The sequence below is a fragment of the Granulicatella sp. 20925_1_28 genome, assembly GCF_041433575.1.
Classification (GTDB): domain Bacteria; phylum Bacillota; class Bacilli; order Lactobacillales; family Aerococcaceae; genus Granulicatella.
Genome location: NZ_JAPWBS010000007.1, coordinates 1 through 26,377 on the forward strand (window position 1 = coordinate 1; position 26,377 = coordinate 26,377).

Consider the following 26,377-nt stretch of genomic DNA (forward strand, 5'->3'; position numbering starts at 1 on the left):
CGATTTTCTGTCATAAAATAAAAACTCCTTTGCAATAATATTATTTAAATTAACAGTACTCTAGATAATGATTTTTTGCAAGTTGATTCTTAATGAAAATGAACTAAAAACGGACTCGCACTGCGAGTCCGTTATAGTTTCTGTTATTTTGTTTAGGTGAGCGATGTTTCGCATCCTATGAAGTTGAGCTCTTACTCACATCCTGTAGTTGAACTCGAAAAGGCAGAAACGACGTCCACTTCCCAGAATAGCCGCACGACTGCAAGCAGTCCCTTGCGTTATTCTGGTCCAGTGATTCGTTTCTTAGCGCCTTTTCTCGTATCCTTTAATTAGAACGGTCTATTATTTTCATACCCCACAGCTGTGTTAGGGAATTCTTCAACAACTGCACGGAAGAATGGTTGTAAGAAGTCATCTGTTTCTTCACCGACATTCTTAATTTCAATTTTCTTCTTCTTACCTTTGTATGATCTGTCGTCTGACAAGAAGATTAGGAATGATTCAATGTTCGTTGTGATTCCGTATCTCTTGTGTGATAACTGATAGTGGTAAACGCGTTTTGCTTTTGTGATGTCATATACTTCTAATCCGCTCCAAGTAGTGAAGAAGTGGTTTTTGTAGATGTATACATATGTTTCGTCATCCGCATAAGTAGCGTTTGTACGTAGTAAATCTAAGTTGCCACGTAATTCTGGGTAAGCAGCGTACATTTCGTCGTAAGCCGCACCAACTTTTTTACGTTTCAAGAACGCTAAACCGATAAATACAAGCCCTGCGAGTGTAAGACCTGCCGCAACCATTAATCCACCTTTTTTTGCAGAGCTAGCTTCTGTTTGAGAGAAGTAGAATTGTGTATCTGCACCAGCTTGTAGAAGGTTATAGTTTTTGAACGCTTGAGTAATTAAGTCGCTGTAGTTTTGAATCGCATGTTTATTACGGTATGAATAAATGATTGTACCGTAAACATATTCTGGATTGTCTTGCATTGTATCAGCTTTTGCGACTAATTTTGCAGCATCTTCTTTTGTTAATTCAAGACCGATATAACCAGGTTCTTTTCCTTTTGAAGTACCTGCTTTTTCATATTCAACAATGTAGATATAGGTTTTTCCTTTATCTACTTCGATGACGGGTTCTTTTGAGATATCAGTAATTTTTAGAGCTGATTCTTTATCGTCATTGCTTGAACTGAAGGGAAGAGCTTTTCCATCTTCATAGATTTTTTTAGCGTCTGGTTTTTGGAAGTTGAAAAATCCGACGACGCAAGCGGCAATAATTAAAATAAGTCCGAAGTAAAAACGAATTCTAAAGCCGTGATTACGATTTTCTGTCATATGATATAAACCTCTTTTCGATAATATATATATAATACATCTATAGTACACTAGAATAGCATATTTTGCAAGTTGCTTTATTCGAAGTCTGCAATTATCATATATGGTAATTATCATATATGATAATTTCGTGTCGAAAAAAATAAGGAATCCTAATGGACTCCTTATCTCTTACTTTCTTTTTTCGCCTCAATCTCAATCGTTGGGAAATCTTGACGTAATTTGTCAAAGAATGGCTGTAGATGTGAATCGGTCTCTTCGCCGATATTTTTAATTTGAACTTTCGTACTGCGAACCACGGCGTCTGGATCACTTGTTGCGAACACAAGGTACGACTTCATAAAGCTGCCACCTTCTTCAGGGTAAAATGTTTTCTCGAAATGGTGTAGGCTCTTCGTTTTGTTTAAATCATAAATCTCTAAGCCTTTTACAGTGGAGCAGAAAAAGTTTTTATAGATATACACTCCTAAGGTATCATCGATATAATCGGATTTATTTAATAATGTAGATAAACGTTTGCCTTTCAACTCTGGATGACTTTCCACTAACGCTTCTGTGTTCTTATATCCTGCAAATAGACTATTGTAGTACGTCGCAAATTGATGATGTTTTTCCGCTAAATATACGAGTGCTAGTCCTGGAACCAAGAGGACGAGAGAGATGATTAGGAAGAGTTTTTGTGTTTCCTTTCCTGGTTTAATCGATACATAGTTTTGATAACGACGTGAAATTGGGAATTTGATGTATTTTTTCATCGCATCTTGGGTACGATAGCTATAATCCATCACTTTCTTATCGTGAAATTCTGGCTCAACAAAGGTACCCGCAATTTTTTCAGGATGATCTCTTAAGGTATTTCTCTTATCGATTAATTGTTGCGCAGTGTCTTTATCTAGTTCCAGGCCGATGTACTGTGTCGTTTCGTTTCCATGAGAATCTTTTTCTAAATAAGAGACGATATAAAGCGACCATTTTCCAAAGTCCGAGTTTTGGACGGAGTGCTTGTCGATACCGTTCACCTTTAAGATAGAATCTTCATTTTTTACGATATCATTGAGGTTAAAATATTTATTTTGCAGTTGTAATAATGGAACGTTTAGTCTTGTCAATGCAAAAACAAGGCAAAGCATAGCCGCCACGATTAAAGCCACCCCGGGATAAAAACGTTTATTATAACCACGAACGCGATTTTTGTGCATATGGAAAACTCCTTTTTCTTGTTAGTTCTATGGTAATGGAGATGGGAGAGAAAGGCAAGGGGGGAGTTGGTGTTGAGTACTCGAGTTAAGAGTCGAAACTTAAAAAATGTATATGGCAATGTCTTATGGTATTTATACTTTTATGCAAATTGTAATGCCCACACCCAAATCCTTCGCACTGTGAAGGATTTTCCAGTGATTCGTTTCTGACCGCTTTTTCTCGTATCATAGGCATTAAATTTTGGTGGGTAGGGTATCCGTGCTATCATGTTGTTATCGCAAAGGCGATGGATTAACCAATAAAGGAGAATTGTTATGAAAAAATCAACCAAATTATTAATGACGACACTACTTATTTCGTTAGGTTTGGCTGCATGTGGTGGCAATTCAACATCGACATCAAGTAATCAACAAAGTTTAACGATTACAACATTTGGAGAATTAGCAACATTAGATAGCGCGGACTACGATGATGTTCCGAGCTCAGATATGTTAGGGCAAATTTTCGAAGGATTATATCGTGTCGCTAAAGACAATAAAGTTGAATTAGGAATGGCAGCAGAAGAGCCAACTGTGAGCGCGGACGGCCTTGTATATACGTTCAAATTACGTGATGCAAAATGGTCTGACGGAACTCCTGTAACAGCAGGCGACTTCGTTTTCACTTACCGTAAATTAGTAGACCCTAAAGAAGGACATGTGGCGCAATCAGCAGATGTGTTCAAAAACGCGAAGAAAATTCGTTCAGGGGAATTATCTACAGAAGAATTAGGAGTTAAAGCGATTGATGATAAAACATTAGAAATCACGCTTGAAAATCCTGCTCCATATTTACCAAAATTATTAACAGGATCACGTTTCTTACCACAATCTGAAAAAGTGGCGAAAGAAAAAGGCGAAGGATACGGTTCTTCAGCAGATTCAATCGTGACAAACGGACCGTTCAAATTAGAAGGATGGACAGGTTCTGAACTTTCTTGGAAACTTGTGAAGAATGACGGCTACTGGGATGCAGCAAACGTTCAATTACAAAACGTCACTGTGAACGTATCGAAAGAAGTAGCGACTTCTGTTCAATTATTTGACGGAAAACAAGTACAATACACAACAATCAGCGAACAATTCGTTGATCAATACAAAACGCAACCAACGTACCACGCGATTCCAAAAGCAACAATGGGATACATGAGTTTCAACGTAGAACGTAAGATTACAGGAAACAAACACTTCCGTCGTGCGATTGCGATGGCATACGATAAAGCGGCTCTTGTAAACAACGTATTAAAAGACGGCTCAATCGTTTCAAATGGTCTTGTTCCAAAAGGTTTTGCTGAAAACCCAGAAACAGGTAAAGATTACGTGGAAGACCGTGGCGACTTACTCAGCTACAATGTAGAAGAAGCGCAAAAAGAATTAGCTCTTGCGAAACAAGAGTTAGGCATGGACACGATTGAAGTAACATTATTAACGTCAGATGCAGGTAGTGCGAAAGTGGTCGGCGAATATTTACAGGCGCAAATCCAAAAGAACTTACCAGGCGTGACATTGAACATTAAATCAGTGCCATTGAAAAACCGTCTTGAATTACAACGTGCAGATGATTTCGACTTCTTCTTCGGAACATGGGCACCTGACTATCAAGACCCAGTAAACTTCTTAGAACAATACGTAACAGGTGGCGGAATTAACTTCGCGAACTACTCTAGCGAAGCCTACGATAAAGCTGTTGCTGAAGTGAAAACAACTTACGCAACGAAGCCAGCAGAACGTTACAAACAAATGATTGCGGCTGAAAAAATCGTGATGGATGATGTGGCTATCGCTCCAATCTACCAAGCAAGCCAAAGCTACTTACTTGCTGAAAACGTAGAAGGATTCGAAGTACTTCCATTCGGACGTACAATTAACCTCCGTCAAGCCTCTGTAAAATAATCATAGAAGCAAAAATAAGAGACTCGAAAAATTTCGAGTCTCTTTTTCGTTTTGTAAAAAAGCAAAATGTAATATATAAGTTACATTTTAACAATTCTCTCTTTGAACGATTTTGTCCAAAGAGGGATTTTTTATAAGGCTTTTGTCATATGGTAATACGGATGACCACTTAAGATGCGTTCGCTCTCAGGCGTGTAGCCTAGTTTTTCGTATAATTTATAGGCCTTCGTATTCTCCTTCTCGCAGTTGAGGGCGATTTTTGTGGCCCCTTGTTGGCGCGCTAAGTTTTCTACTTCGACCAATAATTTACGGCCGATTCCAATGCGACGATATTTGGGATAGACCGCTAAAATATCGATGTACCATTCGCCAGGCATCGTCTCCTTATCCTCGTAGAGCGGGAGTTGATGCGGGGTATTGTAATCCTCGTACAATCGGTGGAACGGGTCGTCAATCGCGTCTTCTAAGTGTCCGTGGTAGCCAAAGATGGCCCCGGCAACTTTTCCGTCATGAATATAGACGAGCGTGTTCTTTAGCCCGTAGCGAAACTGATCGTCGAGCATGGCTTCTTCTAGCATCGCGTAGAGCATTTCTGGGCTCGTATGTTCCAGAATCGGCAGTTCCATATCTTGCATAATCAGTTCAATCAGAGGGATGATTTGTCGTCGCTCATCGCGCTTAGGTTGTCGAATCATTGCTGTACTCCTTGAAATTGTTCCCGATAATCCGTTGGCGAAATTCCCGTGCTCTTACGGAATTGTTTTGAGAAATACGTTGGAGTGGTAAACCCAACAATATCCGCCACCTGTGAAATCGAGTAATTCGTTGTTCGTAGTAAAATTTTACTTTCCTTAATACGGATGGCAATTAAATATTCCATCGGAGACATGCCGATTTCTTTCTTGAAGCTGTGTGAAATATAGAAACGACTCAAGTGCGTCATCGAAGCGAGGTCTTCTAGCTGGATACTTTCGTGATAGTACGTTTCTAAGTAGTGCTTGATAAACGAAATATCCTTTGTCGCCTTGCTTTGTTTGCCGACTTCAAGGTCGAAGTGTTGGTGACGTAAGATTTTGATTAATAAGATTTCTAATAAGTTGTGGCATACTAATTCATAGCTCATCGATTGGGAAGTGGCCTCTTGTACCATCGCATTCAAATAACGCAAGATGTCTTTTTGCTCATCTCGCAAGTTGAAGAATGAAAATGGATGTCCACCTTCCGAGACAGGCGTTAAGTTTGAGAAAGAGAGCCCATTAATGCCTAACACAATATATTCCAGCGGTTCATCTGGAGAAGATAATTCTGTATGTTCTACTTGCGGATTGATAATGACAAAGTCGTTTGGTTTTACAGGAAAACGTTGACCTTGAATATTAAACTCGCCTTTTCCGTCTACAACGTAAAATAATTCCGTAAAAGGGTGCGTATGGAGCGTACTATGCCAGTCGCTGTCATATTTAGATTTTGTGATAGATTCCAATTGAAACGATAAGCTCTTAATATCGGATTCCATCATTAAATAACGTTCATTGCTCATTGTCTAACCTTTCTATTTCTAAAGAGAGTTAAGAATATTATACACGTTAGGGAAAACGGTATCAATCTTAAACGTTATATAAATTTTAAGTGAAATATTTAATAACAGTTATGAAAATTATTGGAAGCAGGTTTTCATTCAGGTTTGAACGGTTTAAAAGAAGAAGAATCATGTTTGCTTGACGCAACCAGAAAGGACAGGTATTCTAACCAAGAGTAAGAAAGGAGATTCATGGAAAGTAGGAACTAAATTTTCTAGAACCTATAATCAGAGTAGACTTTATTGCGTTAAGTGCCCGGCGGATGGAATGTTGCCACTGGGACGAAAATGGAAACATTGCGGTAATTTAGTCGCATTCGCTGCATTTACACAACACTAGAAATAGAAGTAGTTAAATGGAGCAACTCTTTACAATTAAAGGAGATGCTAATATGGAAAATACAAAGAAATACAATCGAAAAAGAACACTGGATATTACAGTGATGGCGATGGTCGTAGCCATTCGTCTTGTGATGGAAATGTTGCCGACAATTAAATTCGGCCTCTACGTACAAATCGGCTTCGGGTTTATCGGAGCAGCCATCGCAGGGGTGATGCTGGGACCGTGGCGTGCAGCACTTGTGGGAATCCTAGTCGATATCCTCGGGAACTTCTTCCGCGGAGAGAGTGGACAATTCTTCATCGGATACACCTTCACAGCCCTTGTCGGAGGACTTATCTACGGATACTTCTTATATAAGAGACCACTCAGATGGGAACAAATCTTCATGACAGTATTGCTCGTCACCATCGTTTGTAACCTCGGACTGAATTCAATCTGGGTGTATATGATGACGCAAAAAGCCTTCGCCGCCTTCATGCCACTGCGAATCCTGAAAAATATGATCACACTCCCATTGAATACCGCCGTCCTAACCGTGCTCTTTTCAAACAAAACCATGAAAACTTTAATAGAGAAATATAGGGTGTAAGGCTTCGCGCTCAGAAATGGAACGTTGGACCCGAACGACGCAAAGGACTCGGAACGAGTCGTGCGTACGTTTGGGGAAACGCACGCCATTTCTGCGAAGCCGAACCCGACTACACAGGGTGTGAGGGCGAACGCTCAGGACTGAAACACTGGACCGGAGTAACGCAAGGGACTTGGCACAAGTCGTGCGGATATTTCGGGAAGCAAAACTTCACAGTGCGAAGTTTTGCAGTCCTGTGAGCCCGAATTCAACTACACAGGGTGTGATTCGAACCCGACTACACAGGGTGTGAGGCCTTTCCAGCACCACGCCTAGTATTCCCACCCATTTAGGAGTAGAATAGAATCAAAGTGCAACTATATAAGCTAGTTCAAAACGAAAGGAGGCACAACCATGCCATTTATTCATGTTGAAATGATCGAAGGAAGAAGCCGTGAACAAAAAGAAGCCCTTGTCAAAGAAGTGACAGAAGTGGTCTCTAAACACACTGGCGCGCCAACAGAACACATTCATATCATTATCCAAGAAATTAAAGCAGAAAACCTTGGCCAAAACGGCAAATTAAGAGGCTAATCAGCTTCAGTTAGAAAAAATACAGGGCAGCTCAGAAGTTAGAACGCTTTTGAGCTGTTTTTGTTAGGAAAACTATCGAATGAATGAACTGCAAATGATATAATTTAGCTAACAATAGTTAAGAGCTCATAAAGTGAGGATTAAGGATGAATTTTAAGAAATTAATATACGCATGTATACTGGGTGGAATTTTCTTTCTATCATTTGGATGCAATCCAAGAAATAATCGTGCGTATTTAGAAAAGCGTATCGGAACAGAAATGAGCCGCGTGTATCCAACAGAAAGATTAGAGGATTTGTTTGAGCAATTTCCTGATGGATTTAAGATAAAACAATCTTTTAAAGATGAAGCTTATATCATACATGTTGAATTAGTAGCTACAAATAAAGGTGAGCCTATTATTAGCACTATCTCAAAGATTGAAAACAAAAGTAGAGAAAAAATCTTTGAAACAAACTTTCAGTATCAAGATGGGAAGTATCAATTTGCAAATGAGAGTGATGAAGCATATTGGCCGTACCAAGGTTTCTTATTTGAGAAATTGACCTTAAATCGGGATGTATTATCAAAGCTAGACTTACAAGAAAAGTCCTATAGTATGATGAATGGTGATTTTGAACTACGCTATAAAGTAACAAATGAAATCATCAATTCTTTTTTAGGGTTAGGGGACTCGGATTCGCTGAGTGTTTCTCTAGTCGGAAGTAATAGTAATCGTGGTTATTATTATTCGATTGTTATTAAAAATGAAGACGGGCTTCTTTTCATAGAAACAGTCTCAGATTAAACTCAAAGAAAAAATCAATAAAGACAGAAATGCACTTACGGTGTTGTATGATAGAGAAGATTATGAAATTATAACAACCTTTATGATTACAGAAGTCACGGATTTTTATCTGTATGTTCGAGAAGCTTTGGAGAGTGTAATTTCTGGGAATATGGAAGAATATGCTTTTGATGGTAATTTGTTAGGGCTTGAAATTGGAAAAGAAATAACAGAAGTTTACTTTCAATTTGAGGAAGAAATATTAGGCAATCCATGTCTTATTCCTACAAATGAGCTTTATAAATTGGTTTTAGAGTGGAAAGAAATAGAAGATAGAATGCACAGAGGGGAAGATACTTTTCCACTGATGATAGAGGATTGAAGATGAATAAGTAGAAAAAATTATATTCGAGAGGTAGAAATGAAAATTACAGGAACAAGATCAACAATTACTTTTGATTTAGAGAATGGTTTCCTCTTAAAAGCACAAGGAGAATTGCTGATCAATAAAAAATTTGTTGTTTATAAAGATAGTATGACACAATGGGAGCCACCTCATGAGAATCTTCCGATAACTCAAAGAGAAATAGAAAATATTATTAATACAGCTAAAAAAATGGAGAGCAATCAAACTATTCAATTAGACTTTGTATAATTATGTTGTATTCTAAGAGTAATGAATCTCTATACAACGGGTCAGGTTGCCTATCATGGGACCAAGCTTGTAGGTGGAAGCGAAGAGGATGCTCAAATTGCAAACTTTTTAGGGAACCTGATAGGAGGGTATGCATCCTCCTCAGCAGCCAGCAAGTTTAGTCTCAATAAGGTGAAGAGATGAAAAAGATGGAATTACTTAGAGAAAATATTCTGAAAGAAATTAAAGAATTAGGTTATGAAAGTTTACGATACTCAGTTTTTAATGAGCATGGTCTCTCAGAATGGGAAACGCGAATTGAGTTCAATAATGAAACTGAAAAATATGAGGTATATCTAACAAGGGATCGAGCTGAGAAAGGAAAGATTTTTGAGTATACTAATTTTAAAGAAGCAAAAGAAAAATTTATGGAGTTATTAGAACATACTGTTTCAAGAAACAAGTACTATATTTCCAATGGTTGGGCTCCTCAATATCCATCCCCCCCTCTGGGATGATGCCACAGAGTAGCAAATAACTTCTTCCTTAGAAAAAAAGAGAATAGTCTGAGGTAAGGAAACTAGGATAGATTTTATTGAAGAAGTATATGGAATCTTCAACTTGGTTTTTGCATCAATGTTGTTAATTCCTAATTGAATGGAGGCGTACAATGATTAATAATAGTGATTTTGGTGGTTTTATTGTTTCGAATAATATTCTTGAGGGCAAGCCGATTCGATATACTTTTCGTGATCAATCTATAACCCCACCATTGAACGGATGGAATCTACTATCCATTGAAGATGATGAAGAGTATCTTTCAGATGCAGCCAATTTCAAAATTCTAGGAGCCGATTCCATTTATGAGATTGCTCCAGTAATGTTTGAGATTTTCGAAGCACCGTATGGGACAGATTTATGTTGGCTATATGAAGAGGGTGTTCATGTTGGCTTTTACGATTTAATCGAAGAGAGAGAAACTACGATAGAAGAAATTTTATCTTCAGCAAAATAAATAGATTACACCCAAACTCAAGCTGGCAGAATCGCTGTTGGCTTGAGTTTTTTTATTCAAAAAAATTTTTTCAAACTTTCTTGTTGACATTTGTAGATTACTGGTGTAAACTAACAATGTAAATTACAAATGTAAACGAAAGCGGTGAAAGTAATGAGCAAACAAAAAGAGTACATTATTGAAGGAATGAGTTGTGCTTCATGTGCCATGACGATCGAGAATGCCGTCAGCAAAATTCCAGGCGTTGCTAAAGCTAGCGTCAACTTGGCAACCGAGATCATGACTGTTGAAGCAAACGATAGCGTGACCCCTGAAGACATCGCCAAAGTGGTCGATGGTGTGGGATACGGCGCTCGCCCTCGTGGCAAATCAGTGGAAGAAGAACTCGAAGAAAAGAACGAAAAGAAAGAAGCGCACTTAAGAGAAATGAAGCGAAACCTAACCATTTCAGCGATTTTCACCGTGCCACTTCTCTTTATCGCAATGGCGGATATGGTTGGAATTCCAATGCCAGCCTTTCTAAGCCCAATGCAAAGTCCAGTTAGCTACGCGTTGATTCAATTGGCGCTCTCTCTCCCAATTATCTGGCTCGGACGTCGTTTCTTCGTGGATGGATTTAAGGCCTTGTCTAAAGGACATCCGAACATGGACAGCTTAGTCGCACTTGGAACAAGCGCTGCGTTCCTTTATAGCCTTTACGGAACGTACCACGTATTAGAAGGCCATGCGCATTTTGCGATGAACCTTTACTACGAATCAGCCGGCGTTATTTTAACCTTAATCACACTTGGAAAATACTTCGAAGACGTGTCAAAAGGGAAAACATCCATGGCGATTCAAACGCTCGTAGGCCTTGCTCCTAAAATGGCGACGGTTTTACGCGACGGACAAGAAGTAGCAGTTCCTGTAGAAGAAGTGCAAGTGGGCGACCTCATTCGTGTCAAACCGGGTGAAAAAGTTCCAGTCGATGGCGTCGTGACAGAAGGAAACTCAACCGTTGACGAATCGATGTTAACAGGGGAAAGTATTCCAGTATCGAAAGCAGTTGGCGATGAAGTGATTGGGGCAAGTTTAAACAAGACAGGTTCTTTCATTCTAAAAGCAACAAAAATCGGGAAAGACACAGCCCTTTCTCAAATCATTCAGTTAGTCGAACAAGCACAAGGATCTAAAGCGCCGATTGCAAAACTGGCCGACAAGGTTTCTGGAGTATTCGTTCCAATCGTCATTGGATTAGCTCTTGTTTCTGGACTTGCTTGGTATTTCCTTGGACAAGAATCATGGGTATTTGCCCTCACGATTACTATCTCAGTCCTCGTCATCGCCTGCCCATGTGCATTAGGACTTGCGACACCAACTGCTATCATGGTTGGGACTGGTAAAGGGGCCGAAAATGGAATCCTTCTTAAGAGCGGGGAAGCGTTGGAAGAAGCTAACCACGTGAATATGGTTGTTTTCGACAAAACAGGAACCATCACAAACGGAACTCCTGTTGTCACAGATGTGGTCACTGCCGATTCTACCGATGCAGATGCCCTCATTCGCCTAGCTGCTAGCCTTGAAGTGGCGTCAGAACACCCTCTTGGTGAAGCGATTGTTGCCAAAGCCAAAGAACAAGGGGCTGCATTTGATGAAGTGACGAACTTCGAAGCCATTCCTGGTTTTGGGATTAAAGGCCACGTTGGTGAAACACTCGTCTTCCTTGGTAATGAAAAATGGATGCGAGAAAATGGTCTTGCCAATGTTGAGATGAACGACAAAGCCAATCATTTTGCCGAACAAGGAAAAACACCGCTCTATATCGGCTATAACGATGCCGTACAAGGCTTGATTGTTGTAGCGGATACTGTAAAAGAAAGCAGCGCGCGTGCCATCCAAACCCTACATGAAATGGGCATTCAAGTAGCCATGATGACAGGGGACCACGAACGTACTGCACAAGCGATTGCTGCTGAAGTGGGGATTGACCGCGTATTTAGTGAAGTTTTACCGCAAGATAAGGCGAATTATGTCTCAAAATTACAAGAAGAAGGCTATATTGTGGCGATGGTGGGGGATGGTATCAATGATGCCCCAGCTCTTGCACAAGCACAAGTTGGTATCGCAATCGGTACCGGAACAGACGTAGCCATCGAATCTGCAGACGCCGTCTTAATGAAGAGCGACTTGATGGATGTGCCAGCGATGTTAAAACTTAGCCGCGCAACCATCCGTAATATTAAAGAAAATCTATTTTGGGCATTTGCCTACAACGTTATCGGAATTCCATTTGCGATGGGAGTTCTTCACCTCTTTGGCGGACCACTCCTCAACCCAATGATTGCCGGAGCCGCAATGAGCTTCAGTTCCGTATCCGTTGTCCTCAACGCCCTAAGATTAAAACGCTGGAAAGCATAACGATAAAGGAGAGATTTTTTATGAAAAAAGAATACAATTTAGAAGGAATCAAATGCGCAGGATGTGCTAACACAGTAAAAGAACGCTTCTCAAACGTCCCAGGCGTAACAAACGTTGAAGTGAGCCTAGAAACAAAAGTAGCCACAGTCGAAGGAGACGCAAGCGTCGACGCATTACAAGCATCCCTCGAAGGCACAAAATACAGCATCAAAAAATAATCAACCCCAAAAAGGCCGAGCGATTTTTTTCGCCCGGCCTTTTTCTTATCTTTCATCCTTCTCCGCAATCCATGGTTAGAAGAAGTAAAAAAGTAGAGCGTTGCGAAAAAAACACCTAGGATTCTATACGAGTAGTAGTCGCGAGTGTACTCGATGCGAATTACAGACTCAGGAAATGAAATTTCCTAGAGTCTGTTTGAGGCTCGAGAGGTCTGAGACCTTGGCTCAGACCGGTACAGCCATTACTACTCGTATGAGAAAATCCTAGGTGTTTAAGAGCAACGCTCTTATTTATTCATTGGTTTGTTTATTTTACTTCTGCACGATCTAACCATGGAGTTGCAGTTTCATCTAGAACAACATTAAGGTCCTCGATGTTCTTACGTCCTTGATTTGCCAACCACGCACGACCAGCTTCTTCCCCTTCAGACGCAAACACAGCTACAGAATCTTTCCATGTTGCACGACCACATAACACACCATTGAAAGTAGAACCAGCTTCTTTCGCAAAGCGTAGTGTTTCTTGGAATAATTCAGCAGAAACACCAGCACTTAAGAAGATGAATGGTAAGTGAGTGATTTCAGATTGTTCTTTGAATAAACGTAACGCTTCTTCGCGAGTATAAACAGGTTCAACGCCTTCTTTAGTGAAGCCTTCTACGAAGTTCATGTTTACTGGAACTTCCACTTTTAATACGTCAACGTTGTAACGTGGGTCAGAGAAGACTTTCATTGCGTCGTTTACTTTATGAGGTTTTACTTTAGCGTATGCCGCTGATTTCACATCGTCGTCACTTGCTTCGTAAGAAACAATTTCTAAGAAGAATGGAATATCTTCTGCCACACATTCGCTACCAACACGTTCCACCCATGCATGTTTGATGTCGTTGATGGCTGGATCTTCGTCAATATCATAGTATAAAAGAACTTTCACAGCGTCAGCGCCTAACTCTTTAATACGTTTTGCAGACCAGATTGGAAGTAAGTCTGGTAAGCGGCCGATTTCAGTTGCATCGTAACCAGTTTTTTCGTAAGAGATTAAAAGTCCGCAGTCTTCGTGGCGTAATTTTGCAGCTGGAAGACCATATTCTGGGTCCAAAAGAATTGAAGAAGAGAATTTTGTTAATTCTTCAGAAATTAATTCTTTGAAGCGGATGATGCCTTCGTCACCTTTTACATTTGGGTTTCCTGCAGCAATCATTTTTTTCAATGAACCACGTTGGTCAATCGCTAAAGCACCGATGACATGGTTGTTGTTTGAAAGTTTTACTAAGTGATCATATTTTCCTTTTGTTAATACTAATTTTGACATAATAACACTCCTTAAGTTGTTTTTGTTTTATTAAGCTTCGAAATATGGCTTACCGTCTAAGTAAGTCGCTTTGAGTTGTAACTCATCGTCTAATACGATGAAGTCCGCTGCATACCCTGGGTCGATGCGTCCGCAAACGTCGTCGATACCGACTGATTTTGCAGGGACAAGGCTAGCCATTGTAATTGCTTCGTGTGGAGTCGCAATGCCCCATTTCACAACGTTTTGAACCCCTTGGATGAGTTCTAAGATACTTCCAGCAAGGCTACCGCCGTCTTTCAAGCGAGCCGTACCGTCTTTCACGATAACAGGGAATTCTCCAAGCATCGATTCGCATTCGCCCATACCGCCCGCACGCATGCAGTCTGTAATAAGGGCTACATGGTCGTGACCGCAACATTTCATCACGATACTTGCACTCACTGGGTTAACGTGGTGGCCGTCGCAGATGAGTTCGTCGAATACGTTTGGCAATGTGAGTGCCGCACCGACAACACCTGGTTCGCGGTGGTGTAAGCCGCGCATTCCATTGTATGTGTGAACGAAGATGTTTGCACCGGCTTCAACGGCGTTTTTACAATCTTCGTAAGTACCATCTGTATGTGCAAGAGCAACATAGATGTCTTTTGTTTTCGCGTGTTTGATGAAATCAACGGCACCTTTACGTTCAGGCGCAATCGCGATTTTCTTCACCCAACCGCCAGCGCGTTCTTGCCATTCATCCAAAATTTCAGATTTAGGGTCGCCCATGTATTTAGGGTTTTGCGCGCCTTTGTATTTTTCACAGAAGAATGGACCTTCTAGGAAAATCCCTCTGATTTTAGCGCCGCCAAGTGTTGTGGCGTTATCGCCAATTGTTTGGCAGACATCCGCTAATAATTCGCGAGATGCGGTTAAAGTTGTTGGTAAGTATGAAGTAACCCCGCATGAAGGAAGTCCTTCTGAAATGGTGCGAAGTGCTTCTACGTCGTTATCCATTACGTCAGCGCCTTTGAATCCGTGGATATGTGTATCTACAAGACCTGGGGCAATTTGATAGTTGCCGTAGTCAATGACGCTAGCGCCGCTTTCTGGTTTTTCGGTTTGGAAGGCTCCGAAAGTTCCATTATCTAAGATTGGTAGGTACCCTGGGCCTTTCACTTCGTCTTCAAAATAAAATGCTTTGGCATAAATATAAGTTGTCATAGGATCATCTCTTTTCAATAAAGTTATTTATGCTTCTAATGGGTGAATCGTTACTCCTTTAACGACACGGTTTACAGTGCCTGTTGGTGAAGGAGTGTCTGGTTTATTTCCAACTTTGATAGAAGAAAGAAGAGAAACTGTTTGTCCAAATACTGCATATGGAAGTGCAAGGTAAGCATCTGGAACGAAACGATATTCTTTATCGAAGTTGAATGATAGACCTTCAAAGTCACTTTCTGCGTCCACTCCAACCGCAAGAACGAGGCGTGCGATTTGGTCACCATGTAATTCGTTTAAGATGTCGATGTCGTATTGACGAGTATAGTCGTCGTTTGATACGAATACGAAGGCTAGAGAAGAGGCGTTTACAAATGATTTAGGACCGTGACGGAATCCCATTGAAGAATCGAAGGCTGTTGCGATTTGTCCAGCAGTCAATTCAAGAATCTTCAATTGAACTTCGCGAGCAAGGCCGCTGAGAGAACCAGAACCTAAGTAAATCACGCGGTTGTAGTCTAAGTTCACGTAATGTTGAATCACGTCTTCACGTTCTAGAACGCTTGTACCCATTTGACGGATGGCTTTCACGAAACCTTCTTTTTCTTCAAGTGAGTGTGCTTCGTCGAAAACAAGAAGGGCTGTAAGAGTCATACATGTGAAGCTTCCTGTCATCGCAAAACCAGCGTCGTTAGAGCGGTCTGGCATCATTAAGAGTAAGTTGTTTGTGTCGTCTTTGGCAGCAACGGCTAATTTTCCTTCTGGCGCACAAGTAATCGTGATTTGATAGAAGTCGCGCACGATTTGTTGGCCAAGTTGCACACTGGCAAGACTTTCTGGTGAGTTACCGCTACGTGCAAATGAAACAAGCACTGTAGGAATTTCTGCTTTGAAGTAGTCATGTGGATTGCTTACAAGGTTTGTTGTTCCGACAGATTGGAAATCAAAACGGTCTTCATTTCCTGTACGTTTTAAGTAAGGAAGAATTGTATCTCCCACATATTGTGATGTACCCGCACCTGCGAAAATCACGCGAAGGCGACCTTCAGGTAAGTTGTTTAAGAAAGCAGTAATGCGTTCTAAGTTTGCTTTGTAGTAATCAAAAGCTTCTTTCCACAATTCTGGTTGTTGGCGAATTTCGCGCGTTGTAATTTCTGCAGATAACGCTTCTAATTGACTTGTTGAAAATTGAAACATAATACCCTCCAAATATTTTTTTAGTTGTTTGTGCGATAGTGTCTTACTTTGTAGAAGAATTGGTCGCTTCTGGCAACACTGATCGTATATTCGATGATGCGATTTTCAGGATTTAATGTGGTTCGCATAAACCGTAAACAAGCGCTGTGCGGATCCACATCCAAGACTTCCGCTTCTTCCGGCGTGAGAATGCTCGCTGAGAATTCTTCGTCGGCGTAGTGGATTTGCTGATTAAAATCATTCGCAAACACTTCATATAAAGATTGGCCTTCTAACTGGGTCTTCGTTAAGGTTTTGAAGACGTCGTATGGTAAGAAAGTTGTTTCTTTCATGAGTGGAATGCTATCTGCATACCGAATGCGTTTCAGACGAAAGAGCTTGTCGCCAGCTTCGATTCCAACGAGTGGAGCGATAAATTCATCGGCTTCGTAACAATCCAGCGAAGTAATTTTCGTGGAAGGGACTTTGCCGAGTTCCTTCATCTGTTCCGTGAAACTGTAGCCTTCCAGCAAGTTTTGGCGTTCTTTCCATTGCGTTGAAATGAACGTGCCTTTTCCATGACGCTTATAAATATATCCAAGCGTCTCCAATTCCTTCAACGCTGTTCGAACGGTGGTGCGACTGACATTATAGACCTTTGTAATTTCGCGCTCCGAAAGCATTTTTTCGTGTGCTTTTCCCTTGGTCTTAATGAAGTCGATCAACGCTAAACTCAGTGTTGAGTAGAGTGGAGAAGGTTTGGCTACCATATCGGTTCCTCCTTTCGTAAAAAACTCTTCTACAACTGGTCACTACCAGTTAATACCATTGTAAGATTTTTTAGTGCATTCGTCAATAGCGTTTGGCGAAAAATAGAGGGATTATGCGGAGTTTCAACTGAATTTCGGGGAATGAAATAAAAATACCAGGAGAGAGCTGTTTTGTGCTTTCTCTCCTGGAGAGTGGGTTAGCCTGCTAAATGACTATTTAATACTTCTTCAAGCTGTTCAGCAGTTGTAGCACCTAATAAAGCTTCTTTGACATCAGCTTTCATGAGCATTCGAGCTACGGTTGCTAATAATTTAAGGTGAGTCGTTCCTGCTTCGCCATCTGGAATTAATAAGCTGAAGATGAATGAAGTTGGTTTTCCATCCATGCTGTTCCAGTCAATTCCATCATTAAGGCGAACAATGACGATTTTTGGACTCGTGATGGCGCTTGATTTCGCATGTGGAATTGCAAATCCGTCCATCATTCCTGTTGTTCCTTGTTGTTCACGCTCTACAAGTCCGTTGTACACGGCGTTTTCGTCTGCTGAAACACCTAGTGCTACGGCTTTTTGAGCGATGAAGTGAAATACTTCTTCTTGAGAAGTAAGATTTTCATTTAAGAAAATAGATTCTTTACTAATTAACATTTTCAACCTCCTAAGTTCTTTCTAAAATTCGATTATTCAGAAAGTGGTTTACGAGTTGCTCCAAGAACAAGACCGCCGACAACAGAACCAATTGCAATGGCTAATACCCATAAGAATGGATGTGTTACAACTGGTAATACTAAGAATCCACCGTGAGGAGCAGGTACTTGTACGCCGAATAAGTAAGTTAAGATTGCAGCGATTGAAGAACCTAACATCATTGAAGGCATTGCGCGAAGTGGATCTTTGGCAACGAAAGGAATAGCCCCTTCAGTAATGTGAGTTGAGCCTAAGATGAAGTTAACTAAACCAGCATTACGTTCGTTTGTATCGAAACGGTTTTTGAATAATAATACGGCAACAGTTGTGATAAGTGGAGGAGCGATACATGCTGCAGAAACCCCAGCCATGAATGCTGTATTTCCTTCACCAAGAAGAACTGTACCTGTAACGTATGCGGCTTTGTTTACTGGGCCACCCATATCAAAGGCACACATACATCCGATTACAAGACCTAAAAGAACTGGGTTTGAATCTTGGAATCCTTTTAAGAAGTCCATTAATGATTGGTTGATACCAGCCATTGGACTAACAATGACACTCATAAATAAACCAGTAATGAATACGCCTAATAAAGGATATAAGAAAATAGCTTTAAGACCATCTAATGTTTTTGGTAGTCCTTTGAATAATTTTTCTAAAAGAACCACTAAGTAACCTGCGAAGAAACCACCGACGATACCGCCAAGGAATCCGGCGCCCCCGTTACTTGCCATTAAACCTGCGACAAAACCGCTCACTAAAGCAGGACGGTTCCCAATGCTTTGTGCAATGTAGGCTGCAAGAACCGGAGTCATCAAGCCCATTGCTAATCCACCAATTTCTTTTAATTGAGCAGAAAAGGCATTGTATGTTTCGTGATTTGGATCGAATGAGTAAATTCCGAATACGGCAAATGAAATCGCGATTAGAACCCCACCACCAACAACGAATGGAAGCATGTGAGATACACCGTTCATCAAGTGCTTGTAAATTTCACGACCAATAGAGCTCTTACCAACGTTAGAAGATTGTGGAGCTTCTGAAGCTTCAACAGCTGCATCGTCAGAGTGGTATTTCACAACACCTTCTCCGCGAAGAGCTTGTGCGACTAATTCGTCGGCATTTTTAATTCCTTGTCCAACTGAAACGTCGATAATCTTTTTGTTTACGAAACGTTGTGGTTGAACGTCCTTGTCAGCAGCGATGATGACTGCTTTTGCATTTGCGATTTCTTCTGGAGTCAATTCGTTTTCGACACCGATTTGTCCGTGTGTTTCGACTTTAATTGTTACTCCTGCTTTTTTAGCGGCTTGCTCGAGCGCTTCTTGTGCCATATAAGTGTGCGCAATTCCTGTCGGACACCCAGTGGCAGCGATAATATCATATTTTGTCATTGTATTTCCTCCTTTATTTTCCCGAGTTAGGATACTCGTTTGATTTGTTGCATTAATGTAGGAACGTCCTTGAAGTCTGTCAAACCAGGTCTAAACGCGGTTGAGCTTCCCGCTGCGACGGCTTTGATCAGTGCTTCTTCATCGGATAAACCTTGCAACTGGCTTCCTACGAAGGTTGCAAGAAGTGTATCTCCTGCACAGGCAGTATTGACAACTTCGCCGTTTGGTGCTGTGACATGAATCGTTTCAGTTGGTGTGAAGAGAATGGCTCCCTTGTCTCCTAAAGAAACGATAACGTTTTGAGCACCTTGCTCGAGGAGTTTACGACCACAGTCTTTAATTTCCTCCAGACTAATGTCTTTCAAGCCAAACCATTCAGCTAATTCTTCATCATTTGGTTTGATGAGATATGGTTTATAGCCTAATAATTCAGGTACAAAACTAGCGGAAGTGTCGAGAATAAACTTAAAGCCACGTTGCTGCGACGCTTTTGCGATGTTCTCGTAAGTGGCACGTGTGATACCTTCAGGATGACTTCCAGAAACAAACAAAATATCGTCTGCGTTCATGTTTTCCACAATAGCAAGAAGGGACGCTTCTTGTTTGGGTGTTACACTTGGGCCTTGGTTGACGAGTTTGAATTCTTCGTTTGTGGCCACAACTTGCGTGAACACATTGATGCGAGTAATTCCGTCCACCGTGACGAATTGTGTTTGGATACCTGCCTTTTGCAGTTCTTCCTCGATAAATTGGCCAGTAAAACCTGCTTTAAAACCAGTGGCGGTGCTATCAATTCCGAGTTCCTTTAAGATGAAGCTGACGTTTACGCCTTTTCCATTTGGCATGTAAACAGCCTCGTCGGTTCGGTTCACTTCAGACGGTAGCATTTGCGCAGTTTTAATGAACAAATCGATGGCTAAATTCATCGTGCACGTATAAATCATCATTTCACCTCCAAGCTTTTTTTGCTATACTTATTATTACATACGTCAGGTTGTAAATGTTTTCTAAAATGAGGTTAACATTTGTAAATCTTTACAAAATGGAGGAGTTCGCATGTTCAACACGCAAGGTTTAACGAATACGGAAAAATATCTACTCGCTTATATCGAGGAACATCTAGAAGAGATCCCTTCTATTTCCATCGTGAAGTTGAGTCAGGATGCAAATGTTTCTACTGCGTCTATTGTGCGAACCATGAAGAAACTAGGATATGACGGTTTTACGAGTTTTAAACATGATTTAAAAAAACAATACCGTTTTACAAATGAAGAGTTATCCACCTTCAACAGTTTGGAAGCTGTTGACAAAAAAATTCAAGCAGTTGTTGTGAAAAACGAGCAGGAAGTGCGTCGGACGATTGAACAGCTGGACAGTAAAACGATTGAGGATGCTGTTCAAGCGATTTTTGGGGCACAACGAGTATTTCTATTTTCTCGAGGACTCAGCGAAATGATTGCCAGCGAAATGGAAATTAAATTGCACCTTTTGGAACGTACTTGCGAACAGTATGTGGATCCAAATATTATCCGAACCATCAGCCACCGTTTAAATGCCCAAGATGTGGCGATTATTATCTCGTTAAATGGGCATACCGAAGAATTGGTGGAAGCAGCGCGTGTTTGCCAACAAAATGAAGTGCCGGTTATTTTACTGACCGCAAATGGAGCGAGTCCTCTAGCAAGACTCAGTGATATCACGTTTGTTGGCTATAAATCTGAGAGTTCGTATTTCCCAGACTATGAAGTACGCTCGCGTTTGCCACTACAAGTCATCAGCAGAATCTTACTCGATGCATACGCTATACGAGTTGCCGGCCAAAAATAATTTACATTAAAGGCGGATACTGATACGATAGTAAAGCAAAGAAAGGATAGCCGACATGGAAGGAAATAAAGTACAAAATTATAAGAGTTGTTTTGATATTATTGGTCCGATTATGGTGGGCCCTTCTTCTTCACATACAGCTGGAGCGATTGCAATCGGTGCTCTTGCGAGACAATTGTTCGGAGGCACACCAAAGAATGTGCGATGCGACTATTACGAATCATTCTCCGAAACGCATAAGGGACACGGAACGGATTTTGCGATTATTAGCGGAATTTTAGGCTTTACGACAGATGACGAGCGCGTGCCGCGTGCCGTTGAGATTGCTGTATCCCAAGGGATGCATATTGAATTTGTCGAGCGAAAAGAACCAAGCCCTGTGAATCACGCCAATACTGCGGATTTGACCTTGAGCGACGAGAAACGTACGATTCGCCTCATTGGGACCTCTGTTGGTGGCGGAGCAGTGGAAGTGAAGTACATCGAGGTGGATGGCTTTAAGATGGATCTTTCAGGTCCGCTTCCGGTTTTACTTGAAGTGGTTTCTCTCGGGGAAATGCCTGTTCTCTACAATTTACTACATGAGCATGGCATTACCATTTCAAAACAACGAGTGGAAATGACAGAAGATAGCCAAATGATGGGATATGAGCTTGCTGATTTATTATCCCCAGAATTAAAAGAACAAATACAAACATTAAGAAAAACGCATGACATCTATATGTTTGCGTGATGATAAGGAAGGAAGTTTGCAATGTTTTCGACCATTAAAGAATTGGTAGCATTAGCAACAGAACAAAAGAAGCCCATTTCGGAAATCATGATTGAACAAGAAATGGAAATGACCCAGCAAAGTCGTGAGTACATCTGGGAGAAAATGGAAAAAAACTTACAAACGATGAAGAACGCCGTTGAACGAAGCGTGGAAGGAGAGGGTGTGTTCTCTCCAACAGGCTTAACGGGTGGCGATGCGTTGAAGATGAAGAAATATCGTGAACGTGGGAAAACATTGTCGGGCGATAGTATTCTAGCGGGGGTACAATACGCGCTTGGAACAAATGAAGTGAACGCAGCAATGGGTCTTGTGTGTGCGACTCCAACAGCAGGAGCGAGTGGAACCTTACCGGGCGTTGTGTTCTCGATTGCCGATACAATGAACTTGAACCATGAACAACAAGTTCGATTCCTCTTTACTTCGGCAGCCTTTGGGATGGTCGTAGCCAATAACGCGATGATTGCCGGGGCGACAGGTGGATGCCAAGCCGAAGTCGGAAGTGCCAGCGCGATGGCCGCAGCTGCAGCCGTTGAAGCAGCTGGTGGAACGCCGCAAGAGAGTTCCGAAGCCTTTGCGACAGCGCTCGGAAACTTACTAGGACTCGTTTGTGACCCTGTAGCCGGTCTTGTAGAGGTACCGTGCGTGAAGCGGAACGCGATTGGTGCAGGAAATGCCTTGATTGCCGCAGACATGGCGCTTGCGGGAATTACAAACGTGATTCCAGCCGATGAAACCATCGAAGCGATGCGCAGTATCGGGGTGAGAATGCCACGAGAACTCCGTGAAACGGGACTCGGTGGATTGGCAGGCACAAGAACAGGTGTCGCGATTAAGATGCGCATTTTCGGGGAAGATGTTTCGTTGAACCCGGAACAAGAGTAGGAGGAATACACATGGCAAAAGAAATTGCTACATTTGCAGGAGGTTGTTTCTGGTGCATGGTGAAGCCATTTGACAGCCAACCAGGAATCGAGTCTGTTGTCTCAGGATACACAGGCGGCCACAAAGAAAATCCGACATACAAGGAAGTGTGTAGCGGAACAACAGGACATACAGAGGCCGTGCAAATCACGTTCGACCCAGAAGTATTCCCTTATGAAAAACTCGTAGAAGTCTACTGGCAACAAACGGACCCAACGGATGCAATGGGACAATTCGTGGACCGTGGAGATTCATACCGCCCAGTTATCTTCTATCATTCCGAGGAACAAAGAAAGATTGCGGAAGCTTCAAAAGCAGCCTTGCAAGCGAGCGGACGATTCAAAAAAGATATCGTAACAAAAATCGAGCCTGCAAGCACTTTCTATCCTGCAGAAGAATATCATCAAGATTTCTACAAGAAGGATCCAGAACATTATAAACGTTACCGCGGACTTTCAGGTCGCGACACTTTTATCGACAGTATTTGGAAATAAGGAAAAGAGCTAAAATTATCATATATGATAATTTTTAGCTCTTTTATTTGATTCACCATCGAATGCTAAGTACAGTTTTTATCAAGTCGAATAGTTTATTACAATAGGAAATGAAAAAAGTTTCAGAAAGAAAGAACACGCAATTACCATATATGGTAATTGCGTGTTCTTCCTCTGCATTTTTTAAAATAAAAACGATATAGTATATAAGCTATAAAGGCGAAAAAGACCATATATGGTCTTTTTCGCCTTTCATAGTTTTAGATATTTGCTAAGTAAGTTGTTAAACGAGCAACAACTTCTTTTAAGTTTTCCATTGAAGCAGCGTAACTGAAACGAACATAGCTTTCGCCACCAGGTCCGAAAGATACTCCTGGAATGAGCGCTACTTTTGCCTTTGGAGCAAGGTCACGAACGAATGCCCATGAGTCAGTGCCGCATTTTGCAGGAATTTTAGCGAATAAGTAGAATGCTCCGTCAGGACTTGCTACTTCGAAGCCAAGTTTCTTCAACTCAGCCGCAAGATAGTCACGACGTTCGCTATATTCCACCATCATTTTCGCGCAGTCATCTTGGCCGTGTAACATCGCCGCAAGCGCTCCGTATTGCGCAAAGCTTGTTGGAGCTGTCACCATGTATTGGTGAGTTTTTACGACTTCGTTCATGAAGTGTGTTGGCCCTAAGATGAATCCGATACGCCATCCTGTCATTGCGTGTGATTTTGATAAACCAGTGATGACAATCGTTTGGTCCGGTAAAATGTTCGCAAGAGAGTAGTGAGTCTTGTCGTATGTTAATTCAGCGTATACTTCATCGCAAAGCGCCCATAGTTGGTGCTCTTTAATGACTTCGGCTAAGTCTTCTAATTGTTCTTTAGAGTAAGTCACGCCTGTTGGGTTACTTGGGTATACTAGAACCACCGCTTTGAAATTTTTATCTGGGTTTGCTTCGATGGTTTCGCGTAATTTATCCGCTGTTAAAACAAAGCCGTCGTTACTTGTGTCCACCGTAATGAAGTTTCCTTGGTTTACCAACGTGATTGGCAAGTAGAGTGGGAAGACTGGTGTTGGCACGATGACTGTGTCGCCAGGGTTTAAGATGGCTTGTAAGCTTGCCGCAATCCCTTCTGTGGCTCCGATGGTTGTGATGACTTGGTCTCCAGTGTAATTGAAATTAAATTTCTTGTTGTAATAATCAGCCGCAGCTTGTCTCAGTTCAGGAATCCCTGAGTTTGGTGTGTAGTGTGAGTGGTTGTCTTTAATCGCTTGGATAGCCGCCTCTTTAATATGCTCAGGTGTGTCAAAGTTTGGTTCTCCAAGTGTTAATTTGATAATGCCAGGAATCGAAGAAACTTCTGCGTCGAATTGACGAATATCAGAAACTCCAATACCTTCTACGATTTTGTTAAATGGATGTTCTACTGTCATAGGAATCCTCCTTTTTATTCATAGGGAAATTGTATCTTGTTTTGAGAAAGAGTGCAACGAGAACTATAGAATTTTACAAAGAAAATAAAAAATGCTGGAAATTTATCCAATCTATCTTTCTGCCTATGAATTCTAAGGAAAATAGTGTATAATCTCTTTGAGAATATCGGTTAGCAGTCAAAGTGCGAGCCACCCTAGAAGAGGAAGGGGTGGAGTGTGCACTTTTTTTGTGCAATGAAACGGAAGTGAGGGATAGTATGCAGACAGAATTTGATACCATTGCGGCGATTTCAACAGCGCCTGGCGAAGGGGCTATCGGGATTGTTCGTATTAGTGGGGATGATGCGATTCGCATTGCTGACGAAGTGTATCGATTGAAAGACAAACGATTAAAAGAACAGCCAAGTCATACGATTCACTATGGGCATATCGTGGATCCAAAGAACGATGAAGTCATTGATGAAGTGATGGTGACGGTGCTTCGCGCACCAAAGACTTTTACGCGTGAGGATGTTGTGGAAATCAACTGTCACGGTGGGATTGTGGCGATTAACCGCATCTTACAACTCGTTCTTCGCATGGGAGCACGCCTGGCGGAGCCTGGTGAATTTACAAAACGCGCCTTCTTGAATGGACGTATCGACTTGTCGCAAGCAGAAGCCGTAATGGATTTAATTCGTGCTAAAACGGATAAATCGATGCAAATGGCGATGCGCCAACTCGACGGAGAACTCTCGAAGTTAATTCAGAATTTACGACAAGAAATCTTAAACACCTTAGCGCAAGTGGAAGTGAATATCGACTATCCGGAATACGATGACGTGGAAGAAATGACCTTACAACTGTTGCGTGAGAAGACGCAGCAAGTCTCACAAGGGATTCGCGCTTTGCTAAACACGGCAAGCCAAGGAAAAATCTTGCGTGACGGATTGAAGACCGCTATTGTTGGACGTCCAAATGTAGGGAAATCGAGTCTGTTGAACGTGTTATTACGCGAAGAAAAAGCCATCGTAACGGATATCGCTGGAACGACTCGTGACACAATCGAAGAGTACGTGAATGTTCGAGGCGTGCCGCTCCAGCTGATTGATACGGCGGGAATTCGTGAAACGGATGACGTTGTTGAACGAATCGGGGTGGAACGAAGCCGCAAAGCATTAAATGAAGCGGATTTCGTGCTCTTGATTTTAAATCAAAGCGAAGAGTTAATGGATGAAGATCTCCGCTTATTAGAACAAACGAAAGACTTCAAACGCATTATTTTATTAAACAAGACAGACCTACCAACGAAAATTGACATGGATAAGGTCAAAGAATTCGCGACAGACAGCGAGATTATCACAACGTCCATGCTCAAAAAAGAGGGCATCAACCAATTGGAAGAAAAGATTGCCGATTACTTCTTCCAAGGGCAAATGAACGAACGCGACGCAACGTACTTATCGAACACGCGTCATATTGCGCTTCTTGAAAAGGCAGAACAAGCGCTACAAGAAGTGGCGAACGGGGTCGATATGGGCATGCCTGTCGATTTAATCCAGATCGATTTTACCCGCGCTTGGGATCTCTTAGGCGAAATCACAGGCGATACTGTTCAAGACGAGCTGTTAACACAATTGTTCAGCCAGTTCTGTTTAGGGAAATAAGAGATCAAACTTCAATTCTTTACGGAACTCTTCATAGTAGCGGTAATGGGGCATCGGATTGAGCCTTACGTCTCAATTCCTACCAAGCTTCAAACTGACTCTACGGGTTACAACCCTAGAGTCAGTAATTCACATTGGTTGCTATTCCCCATTACTGCTACTAATGAATCCGTAAGAATTTCCG

General features: G+C 41.6%; 27 protein-coding genes and 1 riboswitch. Of the genes, 15 read left to right on the forward strand and 12 right to left on the reverse strand.

Annotation, left to right across the window (positions count from 1 at the left end; translation table 11 throughout):
- Positions 1 to 329: 329 nt before the first annotated feature.
- Both O3793_RS04805 and O3793_RS04810 read right to left on the reverse strand, forming a co-directional pair.
- A complete protein-coding gene (locus O3793_RS04805; RefSeq protein ID WP_371446060.1) occupies positions 330 to 1,334 on the reverse strand; it encodes a hypothetical protein in 1,005 nt (334 codons plus the stop codon).
- Positions 1,335 to 1,498: 164 nt separating this feature from the next.
- Positions 1,499 to 2,533, reverse strand: a complete 1,035-nt coding sequence (locus tag O3793_RS04810; protein ID WP_371446062.1) for a hypothetical protein — start codon at positions 2,531 to 2,533, stop codon at positions 1,499 to 1,501.
- A 315-nt stretch (positions 2,534 to 2,848) separates the two neighbouring features.
- On the opposite strand from O3793_RS04810, the gene O3793_RS04815 reads away from it, so the two are divergent.
- Positions 2,849 to 4,465 (forward strand): peptide ABC transporter substrate-binding protein, encoded by a 1,617-nt coding sequence (locus O3793_RS04815; protein ID WP_371446064.1) that lies wholly within the window; start codon positions 2,849 to 2,851, stop codon positions 4,463 to 4,465.
- Positions 4,466 to 4,596: 131 nt separating this feature from the next.
- Here O3793_RS04815 and O3793_RS04820 read toward each other — a convergent pair whose 3' ends face one another.
- Both O3793_RS04820 and O3793_RS04825 read right to left on the reverse strand, forming a co-directional pair.
- Entirely contained in the window at positions 4,597 to 5,160 is a 564-nt protein-coding gene (locus tag O3793_RS04820) for a GNAT family N-acetyltransferase (RefSeq protein ID WP_371446066.1), read from the reverse strand.
- Positions 5,157 to 6,005: a helix-turn-helix domain-containing protein gene (locus tag O3793_RS04825; protein ID WP_371446068.1), complete on the reverse strand. Its 849-nt coding sequence runs from the start codon at positions 6,003 to 6,005 to the stop codon at positions 5,157 to 5,159. The genes O3793_RS04820 and O3793_RS04825 overlap by 4 nt, the downstream gene beginning before the upstream one ends.
- 266 nt (positions 6,006 to 6,271) lie before the next feature.
- Positions 6,272 to 6,369: riboswitch (THF riboswitch) on the forward strand.
- 67 nt (positions 6,370 to 6,436) lie between these two features.
- On the opposite strand from O3793_RS04825, the gene O3793_RS04830 reads away from it, so the two are divergent.
- The 9 genes from O3793_RS04830 to O3793_RS04870 all read left to right on the forward strand — a co-directional run bounded on the left by O3793_RS04830 (position 6,437) and on the right by O3793_RS04870 (position 12,580).
- Positions 6,437 to 6,976 (forward strand): folate family ECF transporter S component, encoded by a 540-nt coding sequence (locus O3793_RS04830; RefSeq protein ID WP_371446070.1) that lies wholly within the window; start codon positions 6,437 to 6,439, stop codon positions 6,974 to 6,976.
- Between the two features lie 393 nt (positions 6,977 to 7,369).
- Positions 7,370 to 7,549 carry a 2-hydroxymuconate tautomerase gene (locus O3793_RS04835; protein WP_005606505.1) on the forward strand — a complete coding sequence of 60 codons (180 nt, stop codon included), beginning with the start codon at positions 7,370 to 7,372 and terminating at the stop codon, positions 7,547 to 7,549.
- A 146-nt stretch (positions 7,550 to 7,695) separates the two neighbouring features.
- Entirely contained in the window at positions 7,696 to 8,337 is a 642-nt protein-coding gene (locus tag O3793_RS04840; protein ID WP_371446072.1) for a hypothetical protein, read from the forward strand.
- 82 nt (positions 8,338 to 8,419) lie between these two features.
- Complete coding sequence (locus O3793_RS04845) at positions 8,420 to 8,698, forward strand: hypothetical protein (protein WP_371446145.1); 279 nt, start codon at positions 8,420 to 8,422, stop codon at positions 8,696 to 8,698.
- 39 nt (positions 8,699 to 8,737) lie between these two features.
- Complete coding sequence (locus O3793_RS04850; RefSeq protein WP_003007814.1) at positions 8,738 to 8,971, forward strand: Imm74 family immunity protein; 234 nt, start codon at positions 8,738 to 8,740, stop codon at positions 8,969 to 8,971.
- Positions 8,972 to 9,159: 188 nt separating this feature from the next.
- Positions 9,160 to 9,468 carry an Imm59 family immunity protein gene (locus O3793_RS04855; RefSeq protein WP_371446074.1) on the forward strand — a complete coding sequence of 103 codons (309 nt, stop codon included), beginning with the start codon at positions 9,160 to 9,162 and terminating at the stop codon, positions 9,466 to 9,468.
- A gap of 152 nt (positions 9,469 to 9,620) precedes the next feature.
- Entirely contained in the window at positions 9,621 to 9,965 is a 345-nt protein-coding gene (locus O3793_RS04860) for a DUF2185 domain-containing protein (RefSeq protein WP_371446076.1), read from the forward strand.
- 153 nt (positions 9,966 to 10,118) lie between these two features.
- A complete protein-coding gene (locus O3793_RS04865; RefSeq protein WP_371446078.1) occupies positions 10,119 to 12,362 on the forward strand; it encodes a heavy metal translocating P-type ATPase in 2,244 nt (747 codons plus the stop codon).
- A gap of 20 nt (positions 12,363 to 12,382) precedes the next feature.
- Complete coding sequence (locus O3793_RS04870; RefSeq protein ID WP_371446079.1) at positions 12,383 to 12,580, forward strand: heavy-metal-associated domain-containing protein; 198 nt, start codon at positions 12,383 to 12,385, stop codon at positions 12,578 to 12,580.
- A 307-nt stretch (positions 12,581 to 12,887) separates the two neighbouring features.
- On the opposite strand, the gene lacD is transcribed toward O3793_RS04870, so the two are convergent.
- The 7 genes from lacD to pfkB form a co-directional block, all read right to left on the reverse strand.
- Complete coding sequence (gene lacD, locus O3793_RS04875; protein ID WP_371446080.1) at positions 12,888 to 13,892, reverse strand: tagatose-bisphosphate aldolase; 1,005 nt, start codon at positions 13,890 to 13,892, stop codon at positions 12,888 to 12,890.
- 30 nt (positions 13,893 to 13,922) lie between these two features.
- Positions 13,923 to 15,077 carry an N-acetylglucosamine-6-phosphate deacetylase gene (gene nagA, locus O3793_RS04880; RefSeq protein ID WP_285252134.1) on the reverse strand — a complete coding sequence of 385 codons (1,155 nt, stop codon included), beginning with the start codon at positions 15,075 to 15,077 and terminating at the stop codon, positions 13,923 to 13,925.
- A gap of 27 nt (positions 15,078 to 15,104) precedes the next feature.
- A complete protein-coding gene (gene agaS, locus O3793_RS04885; RefSeq protein WP_371446082.1) occupies positions 15,105 to 16,271 on the reverse strand; it encodes a tagatose-6-phosphate ketose isomerase in 1,167 nt (388 codons plus the stop codon).
- A gap of 20 nt (positions 16,272 to 16,291) precedes the next feature.
- Positions 16,292 to 17,020 carry a GntR family transcriptional regulator gene (locus tag O3793_RS04890; RefSeq protein ID WP_371446084.1) on the reverse strand — a complete coding sequence of 243 codons (729 nt, stop codon included), beginning with the start codon at positions 17,018 to 17,020 and terminating at the stop codon, positions 16,292 to 16,294.
- A gap of 197 nt (positions 17,021 to 17,217) precedes the next feature.
- The gene (locus O3793_RS04895; protein ID WP_371446085.1) at positions 17,218 to 17,667 is read right to left on the reverse strand and encodes a PTS sugar transporter subunit IIA; all 450 of its coding nucleotides are present in this window, start codon (positions 17,665 to 17,667) and stop codon (positions 17,218 to 17,220) included.
- Between the two features lie 32 nt (positions 17,668 to 17,699).
- Positions 17,700 to 19,103 carry a PTS fructose transporter subunit IIC gene (locus tag O3793_RS04900; protein ID WP_371446086.1) on the reverse strand — a complete coding sequence of 468 codons (1,404 nt, stop codon included), beginning with the start codon at positions 19,101 to 19,103 and terminating at the stop codon, positions 17,700 to 17,702.
- A 26-nt stretch (positions 19,104 to 19,129) separates the two neighbouring features.
- Positions 19,130 to 20,050 (reverse strand): 1-phosphofructokinase, encoded by a 921-nt coding sequence (gene pfkB / locus O3793_RS04905; RefSeq protein WP_371446087.1) that lies wholly within the window; start codon positions 20,048 to 20,050, stop codon positions 19,130 to 19,132.
- A 109-nt stretch (positions 20,051 to 20,159) separates the two neighbouring features.
- On the opposite strand from pfkB, the gene O3793_RS04910 reads away from it, so the two are divergent.
- Genes O3793_RS04910 through msrA form a run of 4 tightly spaced genes read left to right on the forward strand, consistent with a single transcriptional unit; the run spans position 20,160 to position 23,120 of the window.
- Positions 20,160 to 20,930: a MurR/RpiR family transcriptional regulator gene (locus O3793_RS04910; protein ID WP_371446088.1), complete on the forward strand. Its 771-nt coding sequence runs from the start codon at positions 20,160 to 20,162 to the stop codon at positions 20,928 to 20,930.
- A 55-nt stretch (positions 20,931 to 20,985) separates the two neighbouring features.
- Positions 20,986 to 21,663: an L-serine ammonia-lyase, iron-sulfur-dependent subunit beta gene (gene sdaAB, locus O3793_RS04915; protein ID WP_371446089.1), complete on the forward strand. Its 678-nt coding sequence runs from the start codon at positions 20,986 to 20,988 to the stop codon at positions 21,661 to 21,663.
- A gap of 21 nt (positions 21,664 to 21,684) precedes the next feature.
- Positions 21,685 to 22,587 carry an L-serine ammonia-lyase, iron-sulfur-dependent, subunit alpha gene (gene sdaAA, locus O3793_RS04920; protein ID WP_371446090.1) on the forward strand — a complete coding sequence of 301 codons (903 nt, stop codon included), beginning with the start codon at positions 21,685 to 21,687 and terminating at the stop codon, positions 22,585 to 22,587.
- A gap of 11 nt (positions 22,588 to 22,598) precedes the next feature.
- A complete protein-coding gene (gene msrA / locus O3793_RS04925) occupies positions 22,599 to 23,120 on the forward strand; it encodes a peptide-methionine (S)-S-oxide reductase MsrA (RefSeq protein WP_285252143.1) in 522 nt (173 codons plus the stop codon).
- Between the two features lie 260 nt (positions 23,121 to 23,380).
- On the opposite strand, the gene O3793_RS04930 is transcribed toward msrA, so the two are convergent.
- Complete coding sequence (locus tag O3793_RS04930; protein WP_371446091.1) at positions 23,381 to 24,547, reverse strand: aminotransferase class I/II-fold pyridoxal phosphate-dependent enzyme; 1,167 nt, start codon at positions 24,545 to 24,547, stop codon at positions 23,381 to 23,383.
- 257 nt (positions 24,548 to 24,804) lie between these two features.
- Between O3793_RS04930 and mnmE the strand changes: the two genes are divergently transcribed.
- Complete coding sequence (gene mnmE / locus O3793_RS04935) at positions 24,805 to 26,193, forward strand: tRNA uridine-5-carboxymethylaminomethyl(34) synthesis GTPase MnmE (protein WP_371446092.1); 1,389 nt, start codon at positions 24,805 to 24,807, stop codon at positions 26,191 to 26,193.
- Positions 26,194 to 26,377 lie beyond the last annotated feature (184 nt).

Excerpts from the sequence above, each read along its gene's own strand:
- O3793_RS04810 (WP_371446062.1), bottom strand. The coding sequence starts at position 2,533 with ATGCACAAAAATCGCGTTCGTGGTTATAATAAACGTTTTTATCCCGGG.
- lacD (WP_371446080.1), bottom strand. The coding sequence starts at position 13,892 with ATGTCAAAATTAGTATTAACAAAAGGAAAATATGATCACTTAGTAAAA.
- O3793_RS04870 (WP_371446079.1), top strand. The coding sequence starts at position 12,383 with ATGAAAAAAGAATACAATTTAGAAGGAATCAAATGCGCAGGATGTGCT.
- O3793_RS04830 (WP_371446070.1), top strand. The coding sequence starts at position 6,437 with ATGGAAAATACAAAGAAATACAATCGAAAAAGAACACTGGATATTACA.
- O3793_RS04840 (WP_371446072.1), top strand. The coding sequence starts at position 7,696 with ATGAATTTTAAGAAATTAATATACGCATGTATACTGGGTGGAATTTTC.
- msrA (WP_285252143.1), top strand. The coding sequence starts at position 22,599 with ATGGCAAAAGAAATTGCTACATTTGCAGGAGGTTGTTTCTGGTGCATG.
- O3793_RS04900 (WP_371446086.1), bottom strand. The coding sequence starts at position 19,103 with ATGACAAAATATGATATTATCGCTGCCACTGGGTGTCCGACAGGAATT.
- mnmE (WP_371446092.1), top strand. The coding sequence starts at position 24,805 with ATGCAGACAGAATTTGATACCATTGCGGCGATTTCAACAGCGCCTGGC.
- O3793_RS04895 (WP_371446085.1), bottom strand. The coding sequence starts at position 17,667 with ATGTTAATTAGTAAAGAATCTATTTTCTTAAATGAAAATCTTACTTCT.
- O3793_RS04860 (WP_371446076.1), top strand. The coding sequence starts at position 9,621 with ATGATTAATAATAGTGATTTTGGTGGTTTTATTGTTTCGAATAATATT.
- O3793_RS04805 (WP_371446060.1), bottom strand. The coding sequence starts at position 1,334 with ATGACAGAAAATCGTAATCACGGCTTTAGAATTCGTTTTTACTTCGGA.
- nagA (WP_285252134.1), bottom strand. The coding sequence starts at position 15,077 with ATGACAACTTATATTTATGCCAAAGCATTTTATTTTGAAGACGAAGTG.
- O3793_RS04855 (WP_371446074.1), top strand. The coding sequence starts at position 9,160 with ATGGAATTACTTAGAGAAAATATTCTGAAAGAAATTAAAGAATTAGGT.
- O3793_RS04890 (WP_371446084.1), bottom strand. The coding sequence starts at position 17,020 with ATGGTAGCCAAACCTTCTCCACTCTACTCAACACTGAGTTTAGCGTTG.
- O3793_RS04835 (WP_005606505.1), top strand. The coding sequence starts at position 7,370 with ATGCCATTTATTCATGTTGAAATGATCGAAGGAAGAAGCCGTGAACAA.
- O3793_RS04825 (WP_371446068.1), bottom strand. The coding sequence starts at position 6,005 with ATGAGCAATGAACGTTATTTAATGATGGAATCCGATATTAAGAGCTTA.
- O3793_RS04815 (WP_371446064.1), top strand. The coding sequence starts at position 2,849 with ATGAAAAAATCAACCAAATTATTAATGACGACACTACTTATTTCGTTA.
- sdaAB (WP_371446089.1), top strand. The coding sequence starts at position 20,986 with ATGGAAGGAAATAAAGTACAAAATTATAAGAGTTGTTTTGATATTATT.
- O3793_RS04845 (WP_371446145.1), top strand. The coding sequence starts at position 8,420 with ATGATTACAGAAGTCACGGATTTTTATCTGTATGTTCGAGAAGCTTTG.
- O3793_RS04865 (WP_371446078.1), top strand. The coding sequence starts at position 10,119 with ATGAGCAAACAAAAAGAGTACATTATTGAAGGAATGAGTTGTGCTTCA.
- O3793_RS04820 (WP_371446066.1), bottom strand. The coding sequence starts at position 5,160 with ATGATTCGACAACCTAAGCGCGATGAGCGACGACAAATCATCCCTCTG.
- pfkB (WP_371446087.1), bottom strand. The coding sequence starts at position 20,050 with ATGATGATTTATACGTGCACGATGAATTTAGCCATCGATTTGTTCATT.
- O3793_RS04850 (WP_003007814.1), top strand. The coding sequence starts at position 8,738 with ATGAAAATTACAGGAACAAGATCAACAATTACTTTTGATTTAGAGAAT.
- agaS (WP_371446082.1), bottom strand. The coding sequence starts at position 16,271 with ATGTTTCAATTTTCAACAAGTCAATTAGAAGCGTTATCTGCAGAAATT.
- O3793_RS04930 (WP_371446091.1), bottom strand. The coding sequence starts at position 24,547 with ATGACAGTAGAACATCCATTTAACAAAATCGTAGAAGGTATTGGAGTT.
- sdaAA (WP_371446090.1), top strand. The coding sequence starts at position 21,685 with ATGTTTTCGACCATTAAAGAATTGGTAGCATTAGCAACAGAACAAAAG.
- O3793_RS04910 (WP_371446088.1), top strand. The coding sequence starts at position 20,160 with ATGTTCAACACGCAAGGTTTAACGAATACGGAAAAATATCTACTCGCT.